Below are 20,765 nucleotides of genomic sequence, written 5' to 3'. Positions count from 1 at the left end.
ATTAGTTTTTCTTATGTATCTGAAGATATAATTCTTCGACCGTTGCTATTAGTTTTTCCATATCTCTATTATTTTTTACATCTTCGAACTGTAAATTAGAGAGTTCTTCTGCCTTACTTTTAGAAGTTAGGATTTCAAGAGTAAAATCAACAAATTGATTTAAATTTTTAAAATGCGGATACACAGGATTAAAGATCTCAATCGGTTTAGAAAAAAAATCCCAGCAAACCAAAGGAACACCTGTCAAGCAAAGATCATAACCTGCGAAACCTGCGGGTCTATTATTATACCCTTGAAACCATGATAAATCAAGATTTTCGTTTACTGCAGTTTGCGAAATATCTTCTTGATGTCCTCTAAAAAAAACTTTATTTGTAATTCCTAATCTGTCTAAATATTCTAGCATACCTTCTTTTTCTGGATCTCCATTTCCAAAAATATGAAGCTCACAGTTGTTTTTTTTGTCAAGCAATAAATGAAAAGCATAGAAAAAAGGATCAAGCGGTTTATTTTTGTCTAACCTTGTGAATATTCCGATTTTTTTAATTTCATTATTATTAAACTTCCAATTGTTTTCCTTCTTTTCCATTTTTATAGCTAGCGGAAGGAATGTGTGCGAAATATTTTTAAACTGACTGTATTCAAATTTTAATTCTTCATTTTCAAAGCCTGAGATAAATTGATACGGAAAATCAAAATCATATTCATTATATAAAGTTGGGTGTTGAAATTTAGCACACATTGAGTGTATTAAACTTTTTTCTTTAATCTTTAAAGGGACTTCATGAATAAAAGTATATTCTCCCATCCAGTGAATCAGATTAAAATTATCTAAAAATGAGAATAAAGTTTCTTTGTAAATTTTCTTAGTCTTTCTAAACTTCTGTCTCGTCAGTTTATGAAAAATTCTTTCTGCCCTATTTAACTTCTGTTTTTGTATAAATGAATCAATATATGTTATCTCAGTACCAATTTCTTTGTGTTTTTCATCATAGTACCTTCCCGCCCATTTTGGAGATTCATAATTTTCGGGTTGCAAGCATAAAATCGAAACATTAAATTTTTCTTTATTTAATGCTTGGTCTATTTCATAAGCAAAACGTTCCGCGCCTGCCTTATGAAAAGCTCCAACAATAAATAATATATTAATTTTCTGCATTTAACATAGCTTTTAAGATAAAACTAACATCCTTTTCATTTAGTTCATAATAGAGTGGAAGTCTAAGAAGATTTTCGGAGTAGTTATCGCTCCAAAACAAATTCCCTCCTGTGTGTTTAGCAGCATAAAAAGGACTCTTATGTAAGCTCAGATAATGAAAAACTGCGTGAATTCCTTTATTTCTTAATTTTGAAATACATTCAGTTCTTTTTTCTGCCGACTCAAAAACCAAGTAAAACATATGAGCATTATTTACTGCATAATCTGGAATTTGAGGAAGTTTAAAGTTGCCTTCTAATGCTACTTTTTTAAGACCATCAAAGTATTGATTCCAAATCTGTTTTCTCTTATTCTGAATTTTATCAAGATGCTCAATCTGCGCCCATAAAAAAGCCGCAATAACTTCTGACGGCAAAAAAGATGAACCTATATCTACCCAGCCATACTTATCAATTTCACCTCTGAAAAAAGCCGATCTGTTGGTGCCTTTTTCCCAAATAATTTCAGCACGTTCAGCAAATTTCATATCATTGACTGCGAGCATGCCGCCTTCTCCTGAAATAATATTTTTAGTTTCATGGAAAGAAAAAGCAGCAAGATGTCCGATTGATCCCAATGCTTTTTTTACTCCATCTCTACCAATATAATAACTATCAACTGCCTGAGCAGCATCTTCAATTACAAATAGATTATGACGATTGGCAATATCCATAATTAAATCCATATCACAGGCAATTCCTGCATAATGTACTGGAACAATTGCTTTTGTTTTTGATGTGATTAATGATTCAAGTGTGCCGGCATCAAGATTTGGATTTTCAGAATTGGAGTCGGCAAAAATGATATTTGCTCCTCTTAAAACAAATGCGTTCGCAGTCGAAACAAATGTATAAGATGGAATAATAACTTCATCGCCAGGCTGGATATTAATTAAAATAGCAGCCATTTCGAGAGCGTCTGTACATGATGTGGTTAGGAGACACTTACCGAATCCATATTTATCTTCAAAAAATTTTTGGCATAATTGAGTATATTTACCGTTTCCAGAAATTTTCCCTGAAGCTACTGCATCTTCTATATACCGGGTTTCGTCTCCCGTTAAATAAGGTTTATTAAAATTTATCATTATTTTATAAATCGCGCCGGATTACCTGCATATAATCCGCCTTTTTCTATTGATTTTATAACTACACTCCCAGCACCAATTTGTACGGTATCATTAATTTTCAGATTATCTATTATAGTAGAATTTATTCCTAGAAAACATCTTTCTCCAATAGTCGTAAAACCGGCCACTGCAACGCGTGGAGACAAAAAGGAATGTCGGCCGATAATAGTATCATGAGCAATGGCACAAGCGATATTAAGTACCGCATTTTCCTTAATTATAACATGCGCATCGATAATACAACCTGGATATATTACAGCACCATTTTCAATTCTGGCGGAAGGATCTACCGTTACGGTCGAATGTATAATTTTCCCTAATGGAATCTTTTTTTCAAATTTTTCAAATAATTCTTTTTTTATAGACAGATGTTTATATCCTACAGCAATCAGTAATTCATCAAAAATATTGTCATTAAAAGCTTTTTCCACGTCATTGGTTTTTCCGATTAACGGAATATCATTTATCAATTCTGCTGTTGAAAAATCATCAAAAAAAACTACTTTTTCATAATGCCTGTCATACAGAGCATAATGAGCAATTTGCTGTCCTAAATCTCCAGCTCCAATTATCCCTAATGTTTTCATATTATAATTGAATCTTATTTTTTAATTCTAATAATGACAGAATCGTGTTTGGGTTATTTGGATAAAAATTATCCCTGTCTACTATAAGTGTATTTATTCCTAATCTTACAGCAGGTTCTAAATCTAATTTGAAAGAATCTCCAACATACAAAATATCTTTGGGTTCTATTTTTATTTTTTCGATTGCTTTTTGATAAAATTCAAGAGAAGGCTTGGATATTCCAAGCTCTTCAGATACAAAAAAGTCTGAAAAAATGGAACCAAAATAATCGTTCATTTTTTTCTTAAGTGAAGAATTAAAATTAGAAATAATACCAATCGGAATTTCAATTTCTTTTAAAACATTAGTATCTTCAAACTTTTCCCATGGCAGGTATGAACAGGATTGAAAAACAGCATTTAATAATTCTGCGTTTGGAATTATTCCGAGAGAATATAAAAATTCAGAATTAAAATAGCTATAAAAATCAACATCTGTTCTATCTGGAAACTTAATAGTTTCAGACAGCATTTTATGGTTGTACCTTAGCTTATCCAAAGCAATTGTATGCCCAAAATTTTGCAGTGTATTATTTATTGTCAAAAATAAATCTGGCTTATGCAAAAGCGTTCCTGCAACATCTAATAATAAATATTTCATTAATAAATAATATGTTGAGATTTATTGTTATTAAGTTCTGATTCATTAACGGCGTACGGATATATCACGTCATATAATAATCGTACAGCAACTCCTTCAATTGGATTTACTTCATCTGGTTTTTCGTCAAAAAGATACTCTTGAAGAGTATATTTTACATCTTGAAATCCTAGATTGTGTCTTATAGAATTGGTTCCAGAAATTCTGCAATTTACTTCAAAAGGAAAAATTTCTCCATTACTGCTTACTATCGATTGTAAATTTATACTTCCATACAATCCTTCTGATTGAATCATTTTTTTTATAATTTCCTCTAATTGCTTATCATATAATTTTGTGGTCTTCGATTTTGAAGTTGCTCCATTCGAAAGCTCTCGCTCCATTGTAAAAAGACCATGAAGTTTATCTTGTTTTGTTACATAGAAAGCAGTTGTAATTTCTATTCCTTTATGCAAAGGCTGAATTACAAACTCATCTGAAAAACTTTTAGGATCAGCTGGATTTATATAAATTCCTCTTGAACCTCTTCCTTCACGAGGCTTTACTATAAAATCTTTAGTTTCATCATTAAATTCGCTAGGAAGCCACGACTTAGAAAACGGGATATTCAGTGTTTGATGGTGAAGATATGTCAAATATTTATCCAGATAAATTTTCGCTTTTTCGCTTTTACTTACAGCAATTTTAGCCACTATCTGATTTTGATTTACCGCCAGATAATAAACTTCGTAATCTGTTGTCGGAATAATTAAGTCTACTTTTTCTTTTTCTACAATACTATTAATTGTTGAAATATAATTTTCTGAATAAGAATAAGGAACTCTATACGTTACATCGCAAAGATGATTTCCTGCTGTAAAAGCTTCTATATCTGTCCCTATAACAGTAATATTATAACCCAGAGATTTTATATTTCTTAAAACACCCTGTCCAACGTTTCCTCCTGTTCCAGTAACTAAGACTACTTTTTTTTCCATTCTAAATAATTTTTCAAACCAAATTCCAAATCAGTTTTTGGCTGCCAATTTAATATTTCTTGAGTCATCGTGTTATCAAACTGAAAAGATGACGAGGTGTCTTGATTTATATATTCAATTCTAGCATTTGTAAGAGTTGAAATGATTTTTGCTGCTTCATTATTCGAATATTCTTTTGAGTGCGTTCCAAGTACAGGAAAAGCAATTTCAGAGTGATAATTGAGTACCTTATCAATAAGATTCACCGCATCATCAATATGTATATAATTTTGAAGTCTGTTACCATCCCCCCAAACCTTTATTGCCTGGCTTTCTAAAGCCTGATTAAAGTAATTTGGAATCAAGGTATTTTCCTTCATACCATTTCCATATAATGATGAAAATCGTATTATCGATGTGTTATTATTTTTCTTTACTTCATTCTCTGCGTCTAACTTTGAGAATGCATAATCTGTTTGTGGATCAGGAAAAGAGTTTTCTTGAATAATTTCTTTCTTATTCCCAAAAACAGAAACCGATGAAATATAGATCATTTTAACTCCTAAAAACTTTTGCAGAATCTTTTTTGTAAAATCTACATTAACTTCAAATAATGTGTTCTTATCAACATTTGTTATTCCTGAAGATACAGCTGCATGGCACATTATAATTACGTCGGGAATATTTTTAATAGATTCCAGATTATCAAAACAAGTTATATCCGCAATTAAATCACTCTTGTTTAAATGATATAATCCGACCACAGAATGTTCTTTAGATAATTTTTCTGCCAAATGCGAACCTAAGAAACCAGATATTCCTGTAATTAATATATTCATAAACAATTAACACTTAATACGTTAATTTTCAAAACGCAGTTCAATGTTTTTTTATACATCACGTTATTTAAGTAAAAGACTTTATTTAGAACCAGCCTCGTCATTTAGAATCTTGTTCATTCTTTGATTCCAATAAAAGTCTAAAGAATCTTTAACTATTTTGCATTTCCCGACTTTTTGCCAAGGTTTTCTAATTTGCTTTATCAGAAAATCTTTTTCCCATTTATCAGGTATTTGAATTTCCTTAACATAAAAATTAAAATCGCCAAGGCTAATATTGTTGTCTTTACAATAGTATTTTAAATAAGGCAGGATCCCTTTTTCAAATTTTTCTTTTTCAATTTTCTGCGTGACAACATTAAATGAAATATTTCTCCATATACAGCCCGAAACATATTCCGCAGGCATACCTTTATTATCTAGTATTGGAACTACTTTTTCCTGATTATTTACAGAGTACGTAATTTTAAAAATATGATTAAATCCTTCAAAATGCTCATTTAGAAAGACGGTATGAGAAGTGATTCCGAGATATTTTTTTAAAACCCATTCAGACTTTTGGTACGGAATATTGACAATTTTGTTTAGTCTGTTTTTTAATGGAATATGATGTTGTATAGTAGGAGAATACCAAATCATAAGAAGCTGACCCAGAATAACCGTAATTATAATTCCTTTCCAGAAAATCTGAGTAAGATAAACTTTGTTTAAACCTTTTATAAAAAAATCCTGTTTTTCTCCTGAAGGTTCGCAATAAACAGGAACAGAACAAGACTGTTTTGTGCATCTTTCTGTTAATCTATTTTTTGCGATATGATTATAAACTTTTGCCCCTAAATTTGAAATCCCTTTAATACTGAAAAGCAATGCTAATGGATAAGTATACAATAAATATCTAAATAATTGAACATAAGCCCAATAACCAACTGCTATTTTTCCATATCTGTTAACTCCATGGATATTGGTCAACAATGAATTCTCCTCTAGGCCTTTTAATGCCGCATTTTCCTGATAATTATTCTGAACTGTTTTGCAATTAATCGATTTAAATATATCGAAATGGTCTATAATTAAAACTATTTTTTGACATAATGGACATTCTCCGTCGTAATAAAAAGTATAAAGTGCTGTCTTAAATTTAAATTTATTACTAATTCTTTTCCACAAAGAAACTGGAACCATCAGTAGATAAATTGCTATATAAGCTAATGCAAAATATGGGATGGGATAAGCTATTAAAATTCCAATATGAAAAAATATGCCTAAAATAAAAAATGGCATTCTAAATTTTTTGATCCAGAATAGGAATATAAAAACAGCTTCAAAAACAAGTACTAAATAGCTTAAAAACTTAACAGCCCATTCTTGATTAAGCAAAAAAGAAGTATCATTCCACGTAATCATAGGCAGACTCGAAGGGAGCCAGACTCCTAAACCATCAAGCCATAATTTGCTTGAAAGTTTATGAAAAACAGAATCTATGTACACCAGACCTATTCCTACGAATACAGGAATTAAATAATTTATCTGTAAAACTTTTGAATCAACCTTATATATTTTAATAGAATTCGAATATTTTAGCTTTTGAAGTAAATTATCAAAAGACAATACTCTTGACACTGGCATAAAAATCATTAAAAAATTTATGCCTACGTACACATAAAAAACATGATATTCAAAATCAGTCGCAGAACTAAATATAATTACTGAAAAAATATAATTTATAATCGTCGCAAAACGCGTTCGAAAGCCTACAATAAGAAAGATAACTATTAAGAACCAAAAATAGAATAAAAAAGAAACATCCAATTCACCCGTAACAATAAAAGGCTGTTTGTCGTAGATTACATTTCTAAAACTGAACAGCTGTTTTATTTCAAAAAACAGAATAATGGAATAAAATATTCTAAATAAAGAAAGCCCAGAGGCTTCGATTTTTAAATTAAAAAATTTATCCATTATGATATTATGTCCCATTCTAATTGAGGCCTTACCATACCATTAACCTTCCCCAGGTAACCAGATTCCCTCTTGACATCTTTTATTTCAAAACTCAAAAATTCTTCGTCATAAAATAAACCGCTCATTTCATCCGTATGAAAGTAAACATAAATTTGATACGCATCATCATTTAAAAAGTTAGAAGGAATTCTACAAGCTATTTCAGTAATTCCGTTTGTAATGGAATTAATTTTAGTTCCAGAACCAAAAACTACATCTCCTTTTATTGTCATCAAATCAAAACCCATAGATATTCGCTGTTTGTTGGTTTGATTTACAAATTTCACCCTAAAGTCAATGTCTGATGTTACATCGATAATATCATTTTTATTTTCTGACGAAGCATTTTCTATCGCAGCATACAAAACTCTAATATTATCATTTCCTTTTGCTGTTTCGATTGAATCAAAGCTGATTACTCGTTCAGAAGATGAACTACTTTGTAAATATTCCGATATAACTTTTGTTGGATTACCATTTCCGCACAATGTTCCATTTTTCATACTTATTACTCTTGTACATAGTGTTTCGACAGCTGCCATATTATGACTAACAAACAATACTGTTCTTCCCTGACCTCTCGAAATATCCTGCATTTTTCCAATAGCTTTTTTCTGAAACTCTGCATCTCCAACTGCCAAAACCTCATCAACAACCAATATTTCAGGTTCAAGAAATGCAGCGACAGCAAAAGCCAAACGAACTGTCATACCTGAACTATATCTTTTTACAGGAGTGTCTATATAACGTTCACAACCCGAAAATTCTATAATTTCGTCTAGCTTAGAGGCAATTTCTTTTTTTGTCATTCCAAGGATTGCTCCATTCAAAAAAATATTCTCTCTTCCTGTCATTTCGGTATGAAAACCAGTACCGACTTCCAGAAGTGATGCAATACGCCCCTTTGATTTTATGCTGCCTGTAGTAGGAGCAGTAACTTTAGAAAGGATCTTTAGAAGTGTAGATTTCCCTGCTCCGTTTTTCCCAATGATTCCCAAAACTTCTCCTCTTTCTACTTCAAAATTAATATCTTGTAATGCCCATACATATTCTGAAGTACCTTTTACAGTGCGATCATTTGTTTCGCCAATTTTTAGGTAAGGGTCTTCTTTTCCTCTAATTTTGTGCCACCATCTATTCAAATCATGACTAATGGTACCCGTACCAACCTGTCCTAAACGGTATTGTTTAGAAATATTTTCAGCTTTTAAAATAATATCTTTTTCCAATTGTGAATTGTAAAGTTGCAGATTATAATATTGTAATTGTTTTTTTAATCCTCCAGTCTATTTATACAGTATCAATAAAACTTTTTTCTGTTCTATTAAATGCCAATAATCCAATAAAAAAGACTACAACGGTAATCAGCGTTGTATAAGTCAAACCCCAGACTGATATATCGCCAGTATCGAGCAACATATAACGTCCTGTTTGAATAATATAAGCCAGAGGATTATATTCTACCACCCATCCGTATTTTGGAAGTTTCTGCTGGATTAATTCCATTGGGTACATTACTGCAGACAAATACATAAGTAACGAAATTCCAAAACTTACTAAGTACGAAAAATCTCTGTATTTTGTAACCATTGACGAAATAATCATTCCGATTCCTAGACCTAAAATCCCCATGATAATTACTAAAAAAGGAAAAAATAAAATCGAAAGATTAATAGATAAGTCAAAACCTGTAAAAATGTAGTACAAGTAAAAGATAACGAAAATTATAAATTGAATGCCAAATTTTATAAGATTTGAAGTTACAACCGAAAGAGGTGTAATAATCCTAGGAAAATAAACTTTTCCAAAAATTCCTGCATTAGATTTAAAAGTATCTGAAGTTCCTGTTAAACAAGAGGTGAAATAATTCCAAACAGTTATTCCTGCCAAATTAAATAAAAATGGAGGTATTTTACCAGTATTAATTCCTGCTACATTATTAAAGATAATCGTAAAAGTAATCGAAGTCAGCAGTGGCTGAATCAAATACCATAATGGACCAAGGACTGTTTGTTTATAAACAGTAATTACATCTCGCTTTACAAACAGAAATAATAAATCTCGATATTGCCAGACTTCTTTTAGATTAAGTGAAAAGAATTTGTTTTTAGGTGTTATTTCAAACAACCATTCATTAGAATTTGGGGTAGGGTTCATTTTTTTTAATTACATCAATTTGTAATAGTTTGCATTAAACAATTTTAAAATCATTTAAATTAACAAGATTTTTACACTTTTTATTGTTTTCTAAAAATAGAAAAAGGCGTTTTTAAAAAACACCTTTTTATTATTAAAAATTTTGTCAAATGTAATTATTTATCGAGAACTTCAAAAGTAGAATTCATACTTTTAAATTCGGGAACAATTTTTTTCATTTTTGTGACAATATCATCGTTATCATAGAAATCAGCAATACCAATTAATTCATCAACATCTATGTGCAAATTCTCGTATTCATCCTGTATTTCTTGGGCGATCATGATTTTATTATGGTAAGTAGGAAGTGTTTTTGAAGTGTCATTTAATAATTCTTCATACAATTTTTCTCCAGGCCTTAAACCCACAATTTTAATTTTAATCTCTTTGTCTGGAATAAAACCTGCCAATTTTATCATTTTTTTAGCCAAATCAATAATTCTTACCGGCTTGCCCATGTCGAATATATAAATTTCGCCTCCATTCCCCATCGCTCCAGCCTCAAGAACAAGCTGACAAGCTTCTGGAATGGTCATAAAATAACGTATAATATCTTGATGAGTAATAGTTACCGGGCCACCTTCAGCAATTTGCTTTGTAAATAAAGGAACCACAGAACCATTTGAACCTAAAACATTTCCAAAACGAGTGGTAATGAATTTTGTACCTCCTTCAACGTTTTCTCTTTGATTTTTAAGAAACAAAGATTGAACATATTTCTCAGCAATACGTTTACTTGCCCCCATTACGTTACTCGGATTTACGGCTTTATCTGTAGAAACCATAACAAATTTCTTAACACGATATTTACATGCTAAATCGGCAAGATTTTTAGTTCCTTTAATGTTGGTCTGAATTGCCTGAGAAGGATTTTCTTCCATAAGAGGTACATGTTTATAAGCCGCAGCATGAAAGACAACATGAGGATTATAGGTTTTAAAAACTTTCTCCAAAGCTTTTTTACTTCTAACATCGGCAATAATTGCAACAATTTTAGTAGCAAAATTCATATTTTGCGTCTCTAAACATAAATTATGAAGCGGCGTTTCTGCATGATCCAAAACAATAACATTTTTTGGATTAAAATTCAAAACTTGCCTCACAATTTCACTCCCAATTGATCCAGCCGCACCAGTTATAAGAATAGTTTTGTCTTTTAATTGCTTAGAAATTGATTTACTATCTAGAACTATAGGCTTACGCTCCAGCAGATCTTCAATCTGAATATTTTTTACCTTTTGAGAAATTTCCTTTTGGTTTTCCCAATCTGATATTAGTGGAACAGTATAAACTCTATAATTAAATTCTAAGCACTGATCAACAATAATTAATTGTTCATCTTTCGTTAAACTTTTATCCGCAATAATCACACCTTCTGCAGCAACAGATCGCATCAAAGCTGGAAGTTTCTTTCTCAAAATCAAAATTGGGAGATCCAGCATACGCTTAGATGCATTTTGATTGTTTTTATCTACAAAACCAACAATCTTAAATCGAGAAGGTGTTTCAAATTTTAACGCATTGGCTACGGAAATTGCATTAGCATCTGTACCATAAATAACCGTTCGAACCAACTTTGTTGATGCTTTTTCAGAAAAATACATCTCAAAAGTCTGCTTAACAATTACACGGTATAAAAATAATCCGCAAAATGATAAAACGAGATTAATGAAAAGAGCTGTATTTAAAAAAGCTTTATGCCCAGCATACAATTCAAATACTAAGTTTGCAAACAAGAAAAACACCAAAACTGACATTTGTGAGAAAAGCAGTTTAATAGCATCTATGTAAGAGGAGTGCCTTATAATTCCAGAATAAGTTCTAAAAAGCCAAAAGAAAAAAACGTTTACAAAAATAAGTGTTCCAACAAAATAGAAATCATGTGAAGTAATTATATACCCAATAGCAGTACCATCAAAAAGCATATAAGTAAATGAAAACGAAAAAAGCAACACCATTACATCTATTGCAATAATAATCCATCTAGGCAGATAGCTTAAATTATTAATATTAGCGCGCAGATTTCTAGGTGAAAAAGCGTTATACAACAAAGATGATATATTATTTGATTTATCTGAATTCAATTTTTTTTGTTTAAATCGGTAAAGTATTGTATACAAAAATACAAAGTAAATGTTTTAATTAATTATTTTACTTTTCAAATTAAATTTTAACACCCTTTTTCTTTTGTTTTAAAAAATCTAACAAATAAGTTCCATAACCAGATTTTAATAACGGTTGGGCTAATTTTTCAAGCTGATCATCATTTATAAAACCTTGTCTCCAAGCTATTTCTTCAATGCAGCCAACTTTTAAACCTTGTCTTTCTTCTAAAACTTGCACAAATTGTCCTGCTTGCATTAAACTATTAAAAGTCCCTGTATCCAGCCAAGCAGTCCCTCGGCTTAAAATACCAACCTTTAGTTTTCCTTTCTCAAGATACACTTTGTTAACATCTGTAATTTCATATTCGCCACGAGCAGATGGTTTAATATTTTTCGCTATTTCTACTACAGAATTATCATAAAAATATAGACCTGGAACTGCGTAATTTGATTTCGGTTCTAATGGTTTTTCTTCAATAGAAATTGCATTTTTATTTTCATCGAATTCTACAACTCCATATCTTTCTGGATCAGCAACATGATATGCAAAAACAACGCCTCCTTCTGGATCAGCATTCGCTTTTAATAATTGCTGCATGTTTGTACCAAAAAAAATATTATCCCCAAGTACTAGTGCAACTTTATCTGTCCCAATAAATTCTTCTCCAATTACAAAAGCCTGTGCTAATCCATTTGGATTTGGTTGCTCAGCATAACTGAATTTACATCCTATCGAATTTCCATCGCCTAAAAGCTTTTTAAAGTGCGGCAAATCATGAGGTGTAGAAATAATTAAAATTTCATTAATTCCCGCCATCATCAAAGTTGATAAGGGATAATATATCATGGGCTTATCATAGACCGGCATTAATTGTTTACTAACAGCCAACGTTAATGGGTGCAATCTTGTTCCCGATCCTCCGGCTAATATAATTCCTTTCATATTTTTTAAGTCTTGAATTTAGATTAATTTATTATCCAAAAAACTTCTTTAAACTTTCTTTATAATTTGGTACTTCTAAATTATACGTTTTTTTTATTTTTTTCTTATCTAATAATGAGAATTCTGGACGCTTTGCTGGTGTTGGATATGATGATGATGGAATTCCTCCAACATTACATTCATAATTACCTAATTCCTTAATTGACAACGCAAAATCATACCAGCTTATTTCGCCCTCATTTGAATAATTATATATTCCAGGAATCCAATGTGGAAATTCAACAATATCCATCATTGCTTTTGCTAAATCTGCGGCATAAGTTGGGGAACCAATCTGATCATTTACAACATTAATTGAATCTCTTTCATGCATTAATCGTTGCATGGTTTTTACAAAATTATTACCAAATTTGCTGTATACCCACGAAGTTCTAATAATTATTGAATCCGGATTATCTTTTAAACATGCCTTTTCACCCGCCAGTTTACTTTCTCCGTAAACATTTATTGGATTAGTATCCGCTTCTTCTTTTAAGGCAATTGAAGAAGTACCATCAAAAACATAATCGGTGGAGATATGAATTAATTTTATATCATTTTCTTTTGAAAATTTTGCAATTAATTCTACAGCTGAATTATTAATTTTGAAAGCTAATTCTTTTTCTGATTCAGCTTTATCTACCGCAGTATAAGCTCCACAATTAAATATAATATTAGGTTTAATAGCATTTAATTGTGAACTCAATAACTCTAAATCATCTAAAGTAATTTTTGTTCTATCTGCAAAAATCCATTCATAACTTGAATAATTTTTAGATAATAGATTTAATTCAGATCCTAGCTGACCATTTACTCCCGTAACTAAAATTTTTTTCATTAAAATAAGCTGTTACATTCGTTAATGTAAGGAAGAATTTGATCTTTTTCAGAAACTATAGCATCTTCCAAATTCATTCCCCAGTCAATATTTAGAGTATGATCATCGTATTTTATCCCTCCTTCCGAAGCTTTATTGTAAAATTGATCGCATTTATACATTACAGAAGCTGTTTCGCTGATTACCGAAAATCCATGAGCAAACCCCTGTGGAACCAAGAGTTGTTTTTTATTTTCTGCTGATAATAATACACTAAAAGATTTTCCATAAGTTGGTGAATCTTTTCTTAAATCTACAGCAACATCAATAATTTCACCTTCTAAAACACGGACTAGTTTTGTTTGCGCAAATGGCGGGTTCTGATAATGTAAACCTCTTAAAGTTCCTTTTTTCGAAAATGATTGGTTGTCTTGAACAAATTCGATATTGATTCCTAAATCTTTAAACTTAGTCTTACTATAAGATTCAAAAAAATACCCTCTTTCATCTCCAAAGACAGTAGGTTCTACAATAACTAAATCTTTTATAAATGTTTCTTCGATTCTCATACTAAATTTTCGCTTCTTAATAATTATATAAAGAAGTTCTTAACTACTTCTCTTATTCTTTTTTTATCTTCTAGTGATAAATTTCCTGAAGGAAGACACAATCCTTTTTCAAATAATCCTTCAGCAGTATTTTCACCATAATAAGGATAATTTTCAAAAACAGGTTGTAAATGCATTGGCTTCCAAAGTGGACGACATTCAATATTTGCTGTTTCAAATGCCATTCTTAAATTTTCTCTATTTACATCTCCTTCATTTTCCACCAAAACTGTCGTCAACCAACAGTTTGAAAAAAAATCTTGATTCGAATTTTCAAAAACTGTAACTCCATCAACATCTTTAAAAAGTTCTTTATAAAAAGTATTCATTTCTCGTCTCTCCTCGATATTTTGTCCTATAATTTTCATTTGACCAAGTCCGATTCCCGCACAAACATTACTCATTCTATAATTATACCCAATTTCGCTATGTTGATAATGAACTGCTTTGTCTTTTGCCTGAGTTGCAAAAAATAAAGCTTTTTGTTTGATAGATTCGGAACTTGAAATTAATGCGCCACCGCTGGAAGTTGTTATAATTTTATTTCCATTAAATGACAAAATTCCTAAAGCACCAAAACTGCCACATTTTTGCCCTTTAAACCTACTTCCTAATGCTTCTGCACTATCTTCAATTATTGGAATATCATATTTATCGGCTACAGCGTGCACATCTTCAATTTTGTAAGGATTGCCGTAGAGGTGTACCGCAATTATGGCTTTAGGTTTTTTACCATTTTTGATTCTATCCTTAATCGCTGTTTCTAAGAATTGAGGACAGATATTCCATGTATCAATTTCACTATCTACAAAAACGGGAGTTGCTCCCTGATATAAAATTGGATTTGCGGATGCTGAAAATGTCATACTCTGACAAATTACTTCATCACCAGCTTTTATTCCTAATAAAACTAATGCCAAATGAATAGCAGAAGTTCCAGAATTTAAAGCCGTTACAAATGATTCTTTTCCAAAACATTCTTCTAGTTTGTATTCAAATTCTTCTACATTTGGTCCACCAGAAGTAATCCAATTGGTTTCAAATGCGTTTTTAATATACTCCTGTTCAAAACCGCTTTGTCTGGGTAAAGAGAGATAAATTCTTTTATTGTTCACTTAATTGCCAATAATTACTTTCATATCGAACATCATCTTCTGCAGCCTTTGTTAATGGCAGTGTCGAAAATGAAATTAATTTTGAGTTTGACTCTAGAGACTCAATTGCATTTGCATATCCAGCAGGAATATGAACAACTTTACTGTCTGATTCTGAAACTAAAATTGTTTCAATTGGAAGATCTTTAGACGGATTTTCCCAGTCATCAATCTTAACAAAGTGAATTCTAAAAGATCCTACTATACAATAAAAATTTTTTGAATCTAATTTATGTCCCTGCCAAGCACGAATTGGATTTTCATCAGAATTACTAATAACATAAAACCGTTCAATGTCATCAAAAGTGAAATCATTTACATATGAAATACTGCCTCGGTGATCTGAAAAATGACCTCCCTGAATTAATTTCGGATTCATGACTGTGTTTTTAAATTATATTTATTCAATAAATAAAACTTAGATGAATAAACTATTAATAATGGAATAATAACAACCGTAAATAAGATTATATCTTCTACTATTTGATAAAGTGATACCACTAAAAATGAAATTCCAGCTTGAACTATTGCATAATAAAGAGAAACAAGTCTGTGTTGCATTTTATATTCGTTACTTAAAACTTGATAAAGATGTAAACGGTGTGCTTCAAAAATATTCTGTTTTAGATATAGACGATGTAGAATAGTACAAACAGCATCTGCACCATAAACAGCTAAAAATAAAAGCCAGATTAAAGAATTTGTATTCAAAATTAATTTCAACACTAAATAAATAATCCAAAATGCAATTGCAATGCTTCCTACATCTCCAGCAAAACATTTAGCTTTTTTTCTATAATTAAAAAACAAAAATACCAAGCTTGCGATCATAGCATATTTGATAAAACTTGCGTCAACAAATAGCTGTATTTTCGCATTTACATACAGTAATGCACCCATTACTGACAAAGTGTATAGTCCCGTAATGCCATTTATTCCATCCATAAAATTATAGGCATTGATCAAACCTATAGAAAGAATATAAGCCGTAATAATCTGCCAAATTGGTAAACTCTCGAAGATTCCAAGATCAAAGAAGATCAATGAAATAGCCAGAAAATGAATTGATATCCTAATTTTGTTTGACAGACTTTGAATATCATCCCAGAAGCTTACCAAACTTACCAATGTAATTCCAGTAAAAAACAAATAATTGTATTGTAGATGCTGTACAAAATATATTAGAGAGGCAAACCAAAAAATGATTCCCCCACCTCTTAAAGTGATTTCTGTGTGTGAACTTCTTAAATTTGGTTTATCAATGATATTAAAACGATCTGCTACTTTAAAATAAAGCAACATTAATATTATTAATACAAATCCTAATAATACGTATTCCATATTTGAATTCAGATTACTCCCAGTTAGTATCTTTTATTTCTGCATAAACCTTCTCGATTCCTTCCTCTAAACTAGTTTTAGCTTTCCATCCAAAACTGTTTAATTTTGAAACATCCATCAGTTTACGAGGTGTTCCATCAGGTTTGGAGGTGTCTGTTAGAATTTCCCCTTCAAATCCAACTATTTTCTTCACCAAAACAGCAAGATCCAAGATTGAAATATCTTCTCCCACCCCAATATTTACCAATCCTTGCTCATTATAATTTTCCATTAAGTACAAACAAGCTTGAGCAAGATCATCGGCATGCAAAAATTCTCTTTTAGGACTTCCTGTTCCCCAAATCGTAACAGAGGCATCGCCATTTCTTTTAGCAGTTATAAACTTTCTAAGCATTGCTGGCAGTACATGTGAATTCTTCAAATCGTAATTATCATTTGGACCATATAAATTGGTAGGCATTACAGAAATAAAGTTACAACCAAACTGATCTCTATAAGCATCACACATTTTGATTCCTGCAATTTTTGCTATTGCGTACGGTTCATTTGTAGGCTCTAGTTCTCCTGTAAGCATGTATTCTTCTTTTAATGGCTGAGGAGCCATTTTCGGATAAATACAAGAGGACCCTAAAAACATTAATTTCTTAACATTATTTAGATATGACTGATGAATTATATTGTTTTGAATCATCAGATTTTCGTAAATAAAATCTCCTTTGTAGGTATTATTAGCGATAATTCCTCCAACTTTTGCCGCAGCTAAAAAAACATAATCCGGTTTTTCTTCAGCAAAGAAGTCTGCCACTGCTTGCTGATTTCGCAGATCTAATTCTGAAGACGTTTTCAATACAAAATTTGAGTATCCCTTTTCTTTTAATTGACGTAAAATTGCTGAACCCACCATACCTCTATGTCCAGCTATATATATTTTATCTTGTAAATTCATAATGTTTCTCTCTTAAATCTAAAGTACTTTGTGTTGTATGTTTAAATTAATACCTAATAGCCGATCTTACTTCATTTAACATTTTCTCTCTTTTTACATACTCAAGATCCGATATCATCATTTCTTTCACTAATCCAGCCAAATCATATTTAGGAATCCATCCTAATTTTGTTTTTGATTTTGTTGGATCTCCAATAAGTAAGTCTACTTCTGTTGGACGGAAATACTGAGGATCTACAGCAATAACTTGCTTTCCAACTTCGATTTGATAACTTGGGTTACTACAAGAAGCAACATATCCTTTTTCATCTACACCTTCTCCTCTAAATTCGATATCTATTCCTACTTCTGCAAATGACATCTTAACGAAATCGCGAACATAAGTCGTTTCTCCCATTGCAATAACATAATCTTCTGCCACATCTTGTTGAAGAATTCTCCACATCGCTTCAACATAATCTTTCGCATGTCCCCAGTCACGTTGCGCATCTAAGTTTCCTAAGTATAGACATTCTTGTTCTCCTAAAGCAATTGCAGCGGTAGCCATAGTAATTTTACGAGTAACAAAAGTTTCTCCTCTACGTGGAGACTCATGGTTAAACAAAATTCCATTACAAGCAAATATATTATAAGCTTCACGATAATTTTTAGTAATCCAGAAACCGTAAATTTTTGCTACTCCATAGGGAGAGCGCGGGTAAAACGGAGAGTTTTCGTCATAAAGACCTTTTTCATTTTTATTTTCTGCTAAACCACCATATAATTCAGAAGTAGAAGCTTGATAAATACGAGTTTTCTTTTCTAGACCTAAAATACGAACTGCCTCTAAAATTCGTAATGTTCCAATACCGTCCACATTTGCAACGTATTCAGGAGAATCAAATGATACTTTTACATGGCTCATTGCACCTAAGTTATAAATTTCATCCGGTTGTACTTCTTGAATGATTCTAATAACATTTGTAGAGTCCGTCAAATCCCCATAATGCAACTTAAAATTCACATGAGCTTCATGTTGATCTTGGTAGATATGATCTATACGCTGTGTATTAAAAGAAGAAGCTCTTCTCTTTACACCATGAACCATATATCCTTTTTCTAATAATAATTCTGCTAAATATGATCCGTCTTGACCTGTAATTCCTGTTATTAGTGCTGTTTTCATTTTTCTTTTTGTCCTTGATTTTTTATTACTACGCTATACCTACTTTAACGTTTAACTATAAACTATTATTCTTTAAATATTCTAAAACTGAGCACGGGTTCCATCCCACCAATTCTCTCGCTTTTGAATCATTAAAAGTCAAATCAGAAGTTATTTTTTTTATTTTGGAAGAATTTATAGGAGATTTTTCTCCTAATACATCTCCGACATAGCCCATAAACTTAGCAATAAATAAAGGTAAATTCATAGGTGATTTCTTTTTTTTCTGTTTGGAAATGGCAATACTTAATTCGCTAAAATTTGGATGTACTCCGTCAGTTAGATTATAAATTCCGCCTATAGTGGCTACTTTTGGAATAAGTTTGGCTACATCATCTGCAAGTACCATACTTTTTTTAGCTTTTCCACCATCAATATTAAAATAATACCCCTTCTCAATAGCTTTTACCATTGCTCCTAAATTGCCTGGGGGATTTTCTCCTACTAACAATGGCAACCTTAAAATAGTACAAATAACATTATTATTTTGGCACCATTCTGTTATAATTGCCTCAGCAGTAATTTTACTTAACCCATATGGATCATTTGCATTTAGTGAAGATTCTTCGTCTATAGTACTCCCAGACTCCCTACCATAAACTGACACGGAACTAATAAAAACAAATTGTTTGGGAGCTCCAGCATTCTCTAAACCTTGCAACAAATTCAGAGTACCAGTAACATTCACATTCGTGAATTCTTTTTTCTCTTCTTCTGTTCTGGGGATACTATGTGCTTTTCCAGCGGCATGTATAACCAAATCAAAATTTTGTTTTAAATCTGGTATTTCCTTTTCTAAGAAAAACTGAAATTCTCCTACAGTTCTTGATAGTTTAAAAATATTGAATTTTTGATTTAATTCTCTTGCAATCGATTTTCCTAAAAAACCACTTGATCCGGTTAATAATATATCCATTAAATCTTTAAAACTTTATCAATTAGATCCCAAACTTTTGTTTGTTCAAAATTTTCTACAACAAAACTTCTTCCATTATTTCCGTGACTTACACATATCTCTTCATTTTGCATATAGTAAGTAATCTTAGATGCAATATCAATAGGGTCATGCGTTATAAAAAAACCCGTTTTGTTTTCAATAATTGCTTCAGTACAACCAGTTGCTTTACTGATTAATACTGGAACACTCATCGCTGAAGCTTCTAATGCAACAGTTGGAAAACCTTCTCGATAAGAAGGTAATATAAAAACATCCATTAAACAGTAATAAATAGATGCATCTAATATAAAATCAGTAAATCTAATTGATGGTTCATTTAAAATTTTCGCTTTTGAATAATCTGATATTGCATCTCTTTCTTCAATCGGCCCGATTAATAACAATTTAATATTTTTATGATTTTCCTTTAAAATATCCCAAGCCAAAATTAACTCATCAATTCCTTTATCTTTAACTAATCGCCCTACAAAACCAACAACAAAATCATCATCTTTAATATTCAACTTCCTTTTTAATTCCTTAATATTTTGTAAGTCGTACGAATTGGGATTATATTTATTTTCTATATCAATTCCACTACAAGTTCCAAGACCCAAAACCAAATTCTTTTTAAAATTATTTAATTTGTCCTTTTCACTTATTTCCTTAATGCCATTACTAACACAAACCACCCGAGTAGCAAGTACTCCTGTCAATCTTTCTATATTCTTTAATAACACTCTTTTAAATCCTGAACTCGTCTCATAAACCAGTCCATGTCTAAAATAAATCCTTTCAGAAACTCCTGCTAAAAAAGACGCTATCATAGCTATCATACCTCCTTTTGGTGTATGACCTACAACTTTATCAATTTTATTTCTTTTTATATATTTATAAGTTTGTAATATCGCCCTTATATCTTTTAAGGGAGTTATTTCGCGACTAATTTCAACTTCAAAAGGGATAAAATCCAATTCTTTAGAGAGCTTATTAAAATCTTGAGATGGAGAACAACCTAAATGGTATTTATTCCCATTCTTTTTTAAATAAACAAATTGATTTCCAAAAAAATAATTTATCGAAAATGAAACAGCAACTATATGTAAGATATTTTTTTTTATCATT

Annotated in this window: 20 protein-coding genes; all 20 read right to left on the bottom strand. The window is 31.1% G+C overall.

Annotated elements, in window-relative coordinates; genetic code table 11:
- Position 1: 1 nt before the first annotated feature.
- The 20 genes from ACFSC2_RS02650 to ACFSC2_RS02555 all read right to left on the bottom strand — a co-directional run bounded on the left by ACFSC2_RS02650 (position 2) and on the right by ACFSC2_RS02555 (position 20,764).
- Positions 2-1,159 (bottom strand): glycosyltransferase family protein, encoded by a 1,158-nt coding sequence (locus tag ACFSC2_RS02650; protein ID WP_379816064.1) that lies wholly within the window; start codon positions 1,157-1,159, stop codon positions 2-4.
- Complete coding sequence (rffA, locus tag ACFSC2_RS02645; protein ID WP_379816063.1) at positions 1,146-2,285, bottom strand: dTDP-4-amino-4,6-dideoxygalactose transaminase; 1,140 nt, start codon at positions 2,283-2,285, stop codon at positions 1,146-1,148. Before rffA ends, ACFSC2_RS02650 begins: the two co-directional genes overlap by 14 nt.
- The gene (locus ACFSC2_RS02640) at positions 2,285-2,914 is read right to left on the bottom strand and encodes an acetyltransferase (RefSeq protein ID WP_379816062.1); all 630 of its coding nucleotides are present in this window, start codon (positions 2,912-2,914) and stop codon (positions 2,285-2,287) included. Before ACFSC2_RS02640 ends, rffA begins: the two co-directional genes overlap by 1 nt.
- A 1-nt stretch (position 2,915) precedes the next feature.
- Positions 2,916-3,554 carry an HAD family hydrolase gene (locus ACFSC2_RS02635; RefSeq protein WP_379816061.1) on the bottom strand — a complete coding sequence of 213 codons (639 nt, stop codon included), beginning with the start codon at positions 3,552-3,554 and terminating at the stop codon, positions 2,916-2,918.
- Positions 3,554-4,531: an ATP-grasp domain-containing protein gene (locus ACFSC2_RS02630; RefSeq protein ID WP_379816060.1), complete on the bottom strand. Its 978-nt coding sequence runs from the start codon at positions 4,529-4,531 to the stop codon at positions 3,554-3,556. The genes ACFSC2_RS02635 and ACFSC2_RS02630 overlap by 1 nt, the downstream gene beginning before the upstream one ends.
- Positions 4,516-5,349, bottom strand: a complete 834-nt coding sequence (locus ACFSC2_RS02625; RefSeq protein ID WP_379816059.1) for an NAD-dependent epimerase/dehydratase family protein — start codon at positions 5,347-5,349, stop codon at positions 4,516-4,518. Before ACFSC2_RS02625 ends, ACFSC2_RS02630 begins: the two co-directional genes overlap by 16 nt.
- Before the next feature lie 81 nt (positions 5,350-5,430).
- Positions 5,431-6,975 (bottom strand): DCC1-like thiol-disulfide oxidoreductase family protein, encoded by a 1,545-nt coding sequence (locus ACFSC2_RS02620; RefSeq protein ID WP_379816058.1) that lies wholly within the window; start codon positions 6,973-6,975, stop codon positions 5,431-5,433.
- A 332-nt stretch (positions 6,976-7,307) separates the two neighbouring features.
- Positions 7,308-8,579, bottom strand: coding sequence for an ABC transporter ATP-binding protein (locus ACFSC2_RS02615; RefSeq protein WP_379816057.1), 1,272 nt, complete (start codon positions 8,577-8,579; stop codon positions 7,308-7,310).
- Between the two features lie 61 nt (positions 8,580-8,640).
- A complete protein-coding gene (locus ACFSC2_RS02610; protein ID WP_379816056.1) occupies positions 8,641-9,507 on the bottom strand; it encodes an ABC transporter permease in 867 nt (288 codons plus the stop codon).
- A 155-nt stretch (positions 9,508-9,662) separates the two neighbouring features.
- Positions 9,663-11,630, bottom strand: coding sequence for a polysaccharide biosynthesis protein (locus ACFSC2_RS02605; protein ID WP_379816055.1), 1,968 nt, complete (start codon positions 11,628-11,630; stop codon positions 9,663-9,665).
- A gap of 79 nt (positions 11,631-11,709) precedes the next feature.
- Positions 11,710-12,594 (bottom strand): glucose-1-phosphate thymidylyltransferase RfbA, encoded by an 885-nt coding sequence (gene rfbA / locus ACFSC2_RS02600; RefSeq protein ID WP_379816054.1) that lies wholly within the window; start codon positions 12,592-12,594, stop codon positions 11,710-11,712.
- A gap of 31 nt (positions 12,595-12,625) precedes the next feature.
- Entirely contained in the window at positions 12,626-13,471 is an 846-nt protein-coding gene (rfbD, locus tag ACFSC2_RS02595; protein WP_379816053.1) for a dTDP-4-dehydrorhamnose reductase, read from the bottom strand.
- A complete protein-coding gene (gene rfbC / locus ACFSC2_RS02590; RefSeq protein WP_379816052.1) occupies positions 13,471-14,019 on the bottom strand; it encodes a dTDP-4-dehydrorhamnose 3,5-epimerase in 549 nt (182 codons plus the stop codon). The genes rfbD and rfbC overlap by 1 nt, the downstream gene beginning before the upstream one ends.
- 23 nt (positions 14,020-14,042) lie before the next feature.
- Positions 14,043-15,173 (bottom strand): DegT/DnrJ/EryC1/StrS family aminotransferase, encoded by a 1,131-nt coding sequence (locus tag ACFSC2_RS02585; protein WP_379816051.1) that lies wholly within the window; start codon positions 15,171-15,173, stop codon positions 14,043-14,045.
- The gene (locus ACFSC2_RS02580; RefSeq protein WP_379816050.1) at positions 15,163-15,591 is read right to left on the bottom strand and encodes a WxcM-like domain-containing protein; all 429 of its coding nucleotides are present in this window, start codon (positions 15,589-15,591) and stop codon (positions 15,163-15,165) included. The genes ACFSC2_RS02585 and ACFSC2_RS02580 overlap by 11 nt, the downstream gene beginning before the upstream one ends.
- Positions 15,588-16,553 (bottom strand): MraY family glycosyltransferase, encoded by a 966-nt coding sequence (locus tag ACFSC2_RS02575; RefSeq protein WP_379816049.1) that lies wholly within the window; start codon positions 16,551-16,553, stop codon positions 15,588-15,590. Before ACFSC2_RS02575 ends, ACFSC2_RS02580 begins: the two co-directional genes overlap by 4 nt.
- Positions 16,554-16,566: 13 nt before the next feature.
- A complete protein-coding gene (locus tag ACFSC2_RS02570; RefSeq protein ID WP_379816048.1) occupies positions 16,567-17,499 on the bottom strand; it encodes a GDP-L-fucose synthase family protein in 933 nt (310 codons plus the stop codon).
- Positions 17,500-17,545: 46 nt separating this feature from the next.
- Positions 17,546-18,664: a GDP-mannose 4,6-dehydratase gene (gene gmd / locus ACFSC2_RS02565; RefSeq protein WP_379816047.1), complete on the bottom strand. Its 1,119-nt coding sequence runs from the start codon at positions 18,662-18,664 to the stop codon at positions 17,546-17,548.
- A gap of 55 nt (positions 18,665-18,719) precedes the next feature.
- A complete protein-coding gene (locus ACFSC2_RS02560; protein WP_379816046.1) occupies positions 18,720-19,619 on the bottom strand; it encodes an NAD-dependent epimerase/dehydratase family protein in 900 nt (299 codons plus the stop codon).
- Entirely contained in the window at positions 19,619-20,764 is a 1,146-nt protein-coding gene (locus ACFSC2_RS02555) for a glycosyltransferase family 4 protein (RefSeq protein WP_379816045.1), read from the bottom strand. Before ACFSC2_RS02555 ends, ACFSC2_RS02560 begins: the two co-directional genes overlap by 1 nt.
- Position 20,765 lies beyond the last annotated feature (1 nt).

Source organism: Flavobacterium artemisiae (genome assembly GCF_042678225.1).
GTDB lineage: Bacteria > Bacteroidota > Bacteroidia > Flavobacteriales > Flavobacteriaceae > Flavobacterium > Flavobacterium artemisiae.
Note: the sequence above shows the minus strand (reverse complement) of the source record. Positions and strands in the feature narration are given on the sequence as shown.

Coding starts and splice junctions, on each gene's coding strand:
- ACFSC2_RS02620 (WP_379816058.1), bottom strand. CDS start 6,975: ATGCCAGTGTCAAGAGTATTGTCTTTTGATAATTTACTTCAAAAGCTA.
- ACFSC2_RS02625 (WP_379816059.1), bottom strand. CDS start 5,349: ATGAATATATTAATTACAGGAATATCTGGTTTCTTAGGTTCGCATTTG.
- rfbD (WP_379816053.1), bottom strand. CDS start 13,471: ATGAAAAAAATTTTAGTTACGGGAGTAAATGGTCAGCTAGGATCTGAA.
- ACFSC2_RS02560 (WP_379816046.1), bottom strand. CDS start 19,619: ATGGATATATTATTAACCGGATCAAGTGGTTTTTTAGGAAAATCGATT.
- ACFSC2_RS02580 (WP_379816050.1), bottom strand. CDS start 15,591: ATGAATCCGAAATTAATTCAGGGAGGTCATTTTTCAGATCACCGAGGC.
- rfbA (WP_379816054.1), bottom strand. CDS start 12,594: ATGAAAGGAATTATATTAGCCGGAGGATCGGGAACAAGATTGCACCCA.
- rfbC (WP_379816052.1), bottom strand. CDS start 14,019: ATGAGAATCGAAGAAACATTTATAAAAGATTTAGTTATTGTAGAACCT.
- gmd (WP_379816047.1), bottom strand. CDS start 18,664: ATGAAAACAGCACTAATAACAGGAATTACAGGTCAAGACGGATCATAT.
- ACFSC2_RS02635 (WP_379816061.1), bottom strand. CDS start 3,554: ATGAAATATTTATTATTAGATGTTGCAGGAACGCTTTTGCATAAGCCA.
- ACFSC2_RS02630 (WP_379816060.1), bottom strand. CDS start 4,531: ATGGAAAAAAAAGTAGTCTTAGTTACTGGAACAGGAGGAAACGTTGGA.
- ACFSC2_RS02650 (WP_379816064.1), bottom strand. CDS start 1,159: ATGCAGAAAATTAATATATTATTTATTGTTGGAGCTTTTCATAAGGCA.
- ACFSC2_RS02640 (WP_379816062.1), bottom strand. CDS start 2,914: ATGAAAACATTAGGGATAATTGGAGCTGGAGATTTAGGACAGCAAATT.
- ACFSC2_RS02610 (WP_379816056.1), bottom strand. CDS start 9,507: ATGAACCCTACCCCAAATTCTAATGAATGGTTGTTTGAAATAACACCT.
- ACFSC2_RS02575 (WP_379816049.1), bottom strand. CDS start 16,553: ATGGAATACGTATTATTAGGATTTGTATTAATAATATTAATGTTGCTT.
- ACFSC2_RS02555 (WP_379816045.1), bottom strand. CDS start 20,764: ATGATAAAAAAAAATATCTTACATATAGTTGCTGTTTCATTTTCGATA.
- rffA (WP_379816063.1), bottom strand. CDS start 2,285: ATGATAAATTTTAATAAACCTTATTTAACGGGAGACGAAACCCGGTAT.
- ACFSC2_RS02570 (WP_379816048.1), bottom strand. CDS start 17,499: ATGAATTTACAAGATAAAATATATATAGCTGGACATAGAGGTATGGTG.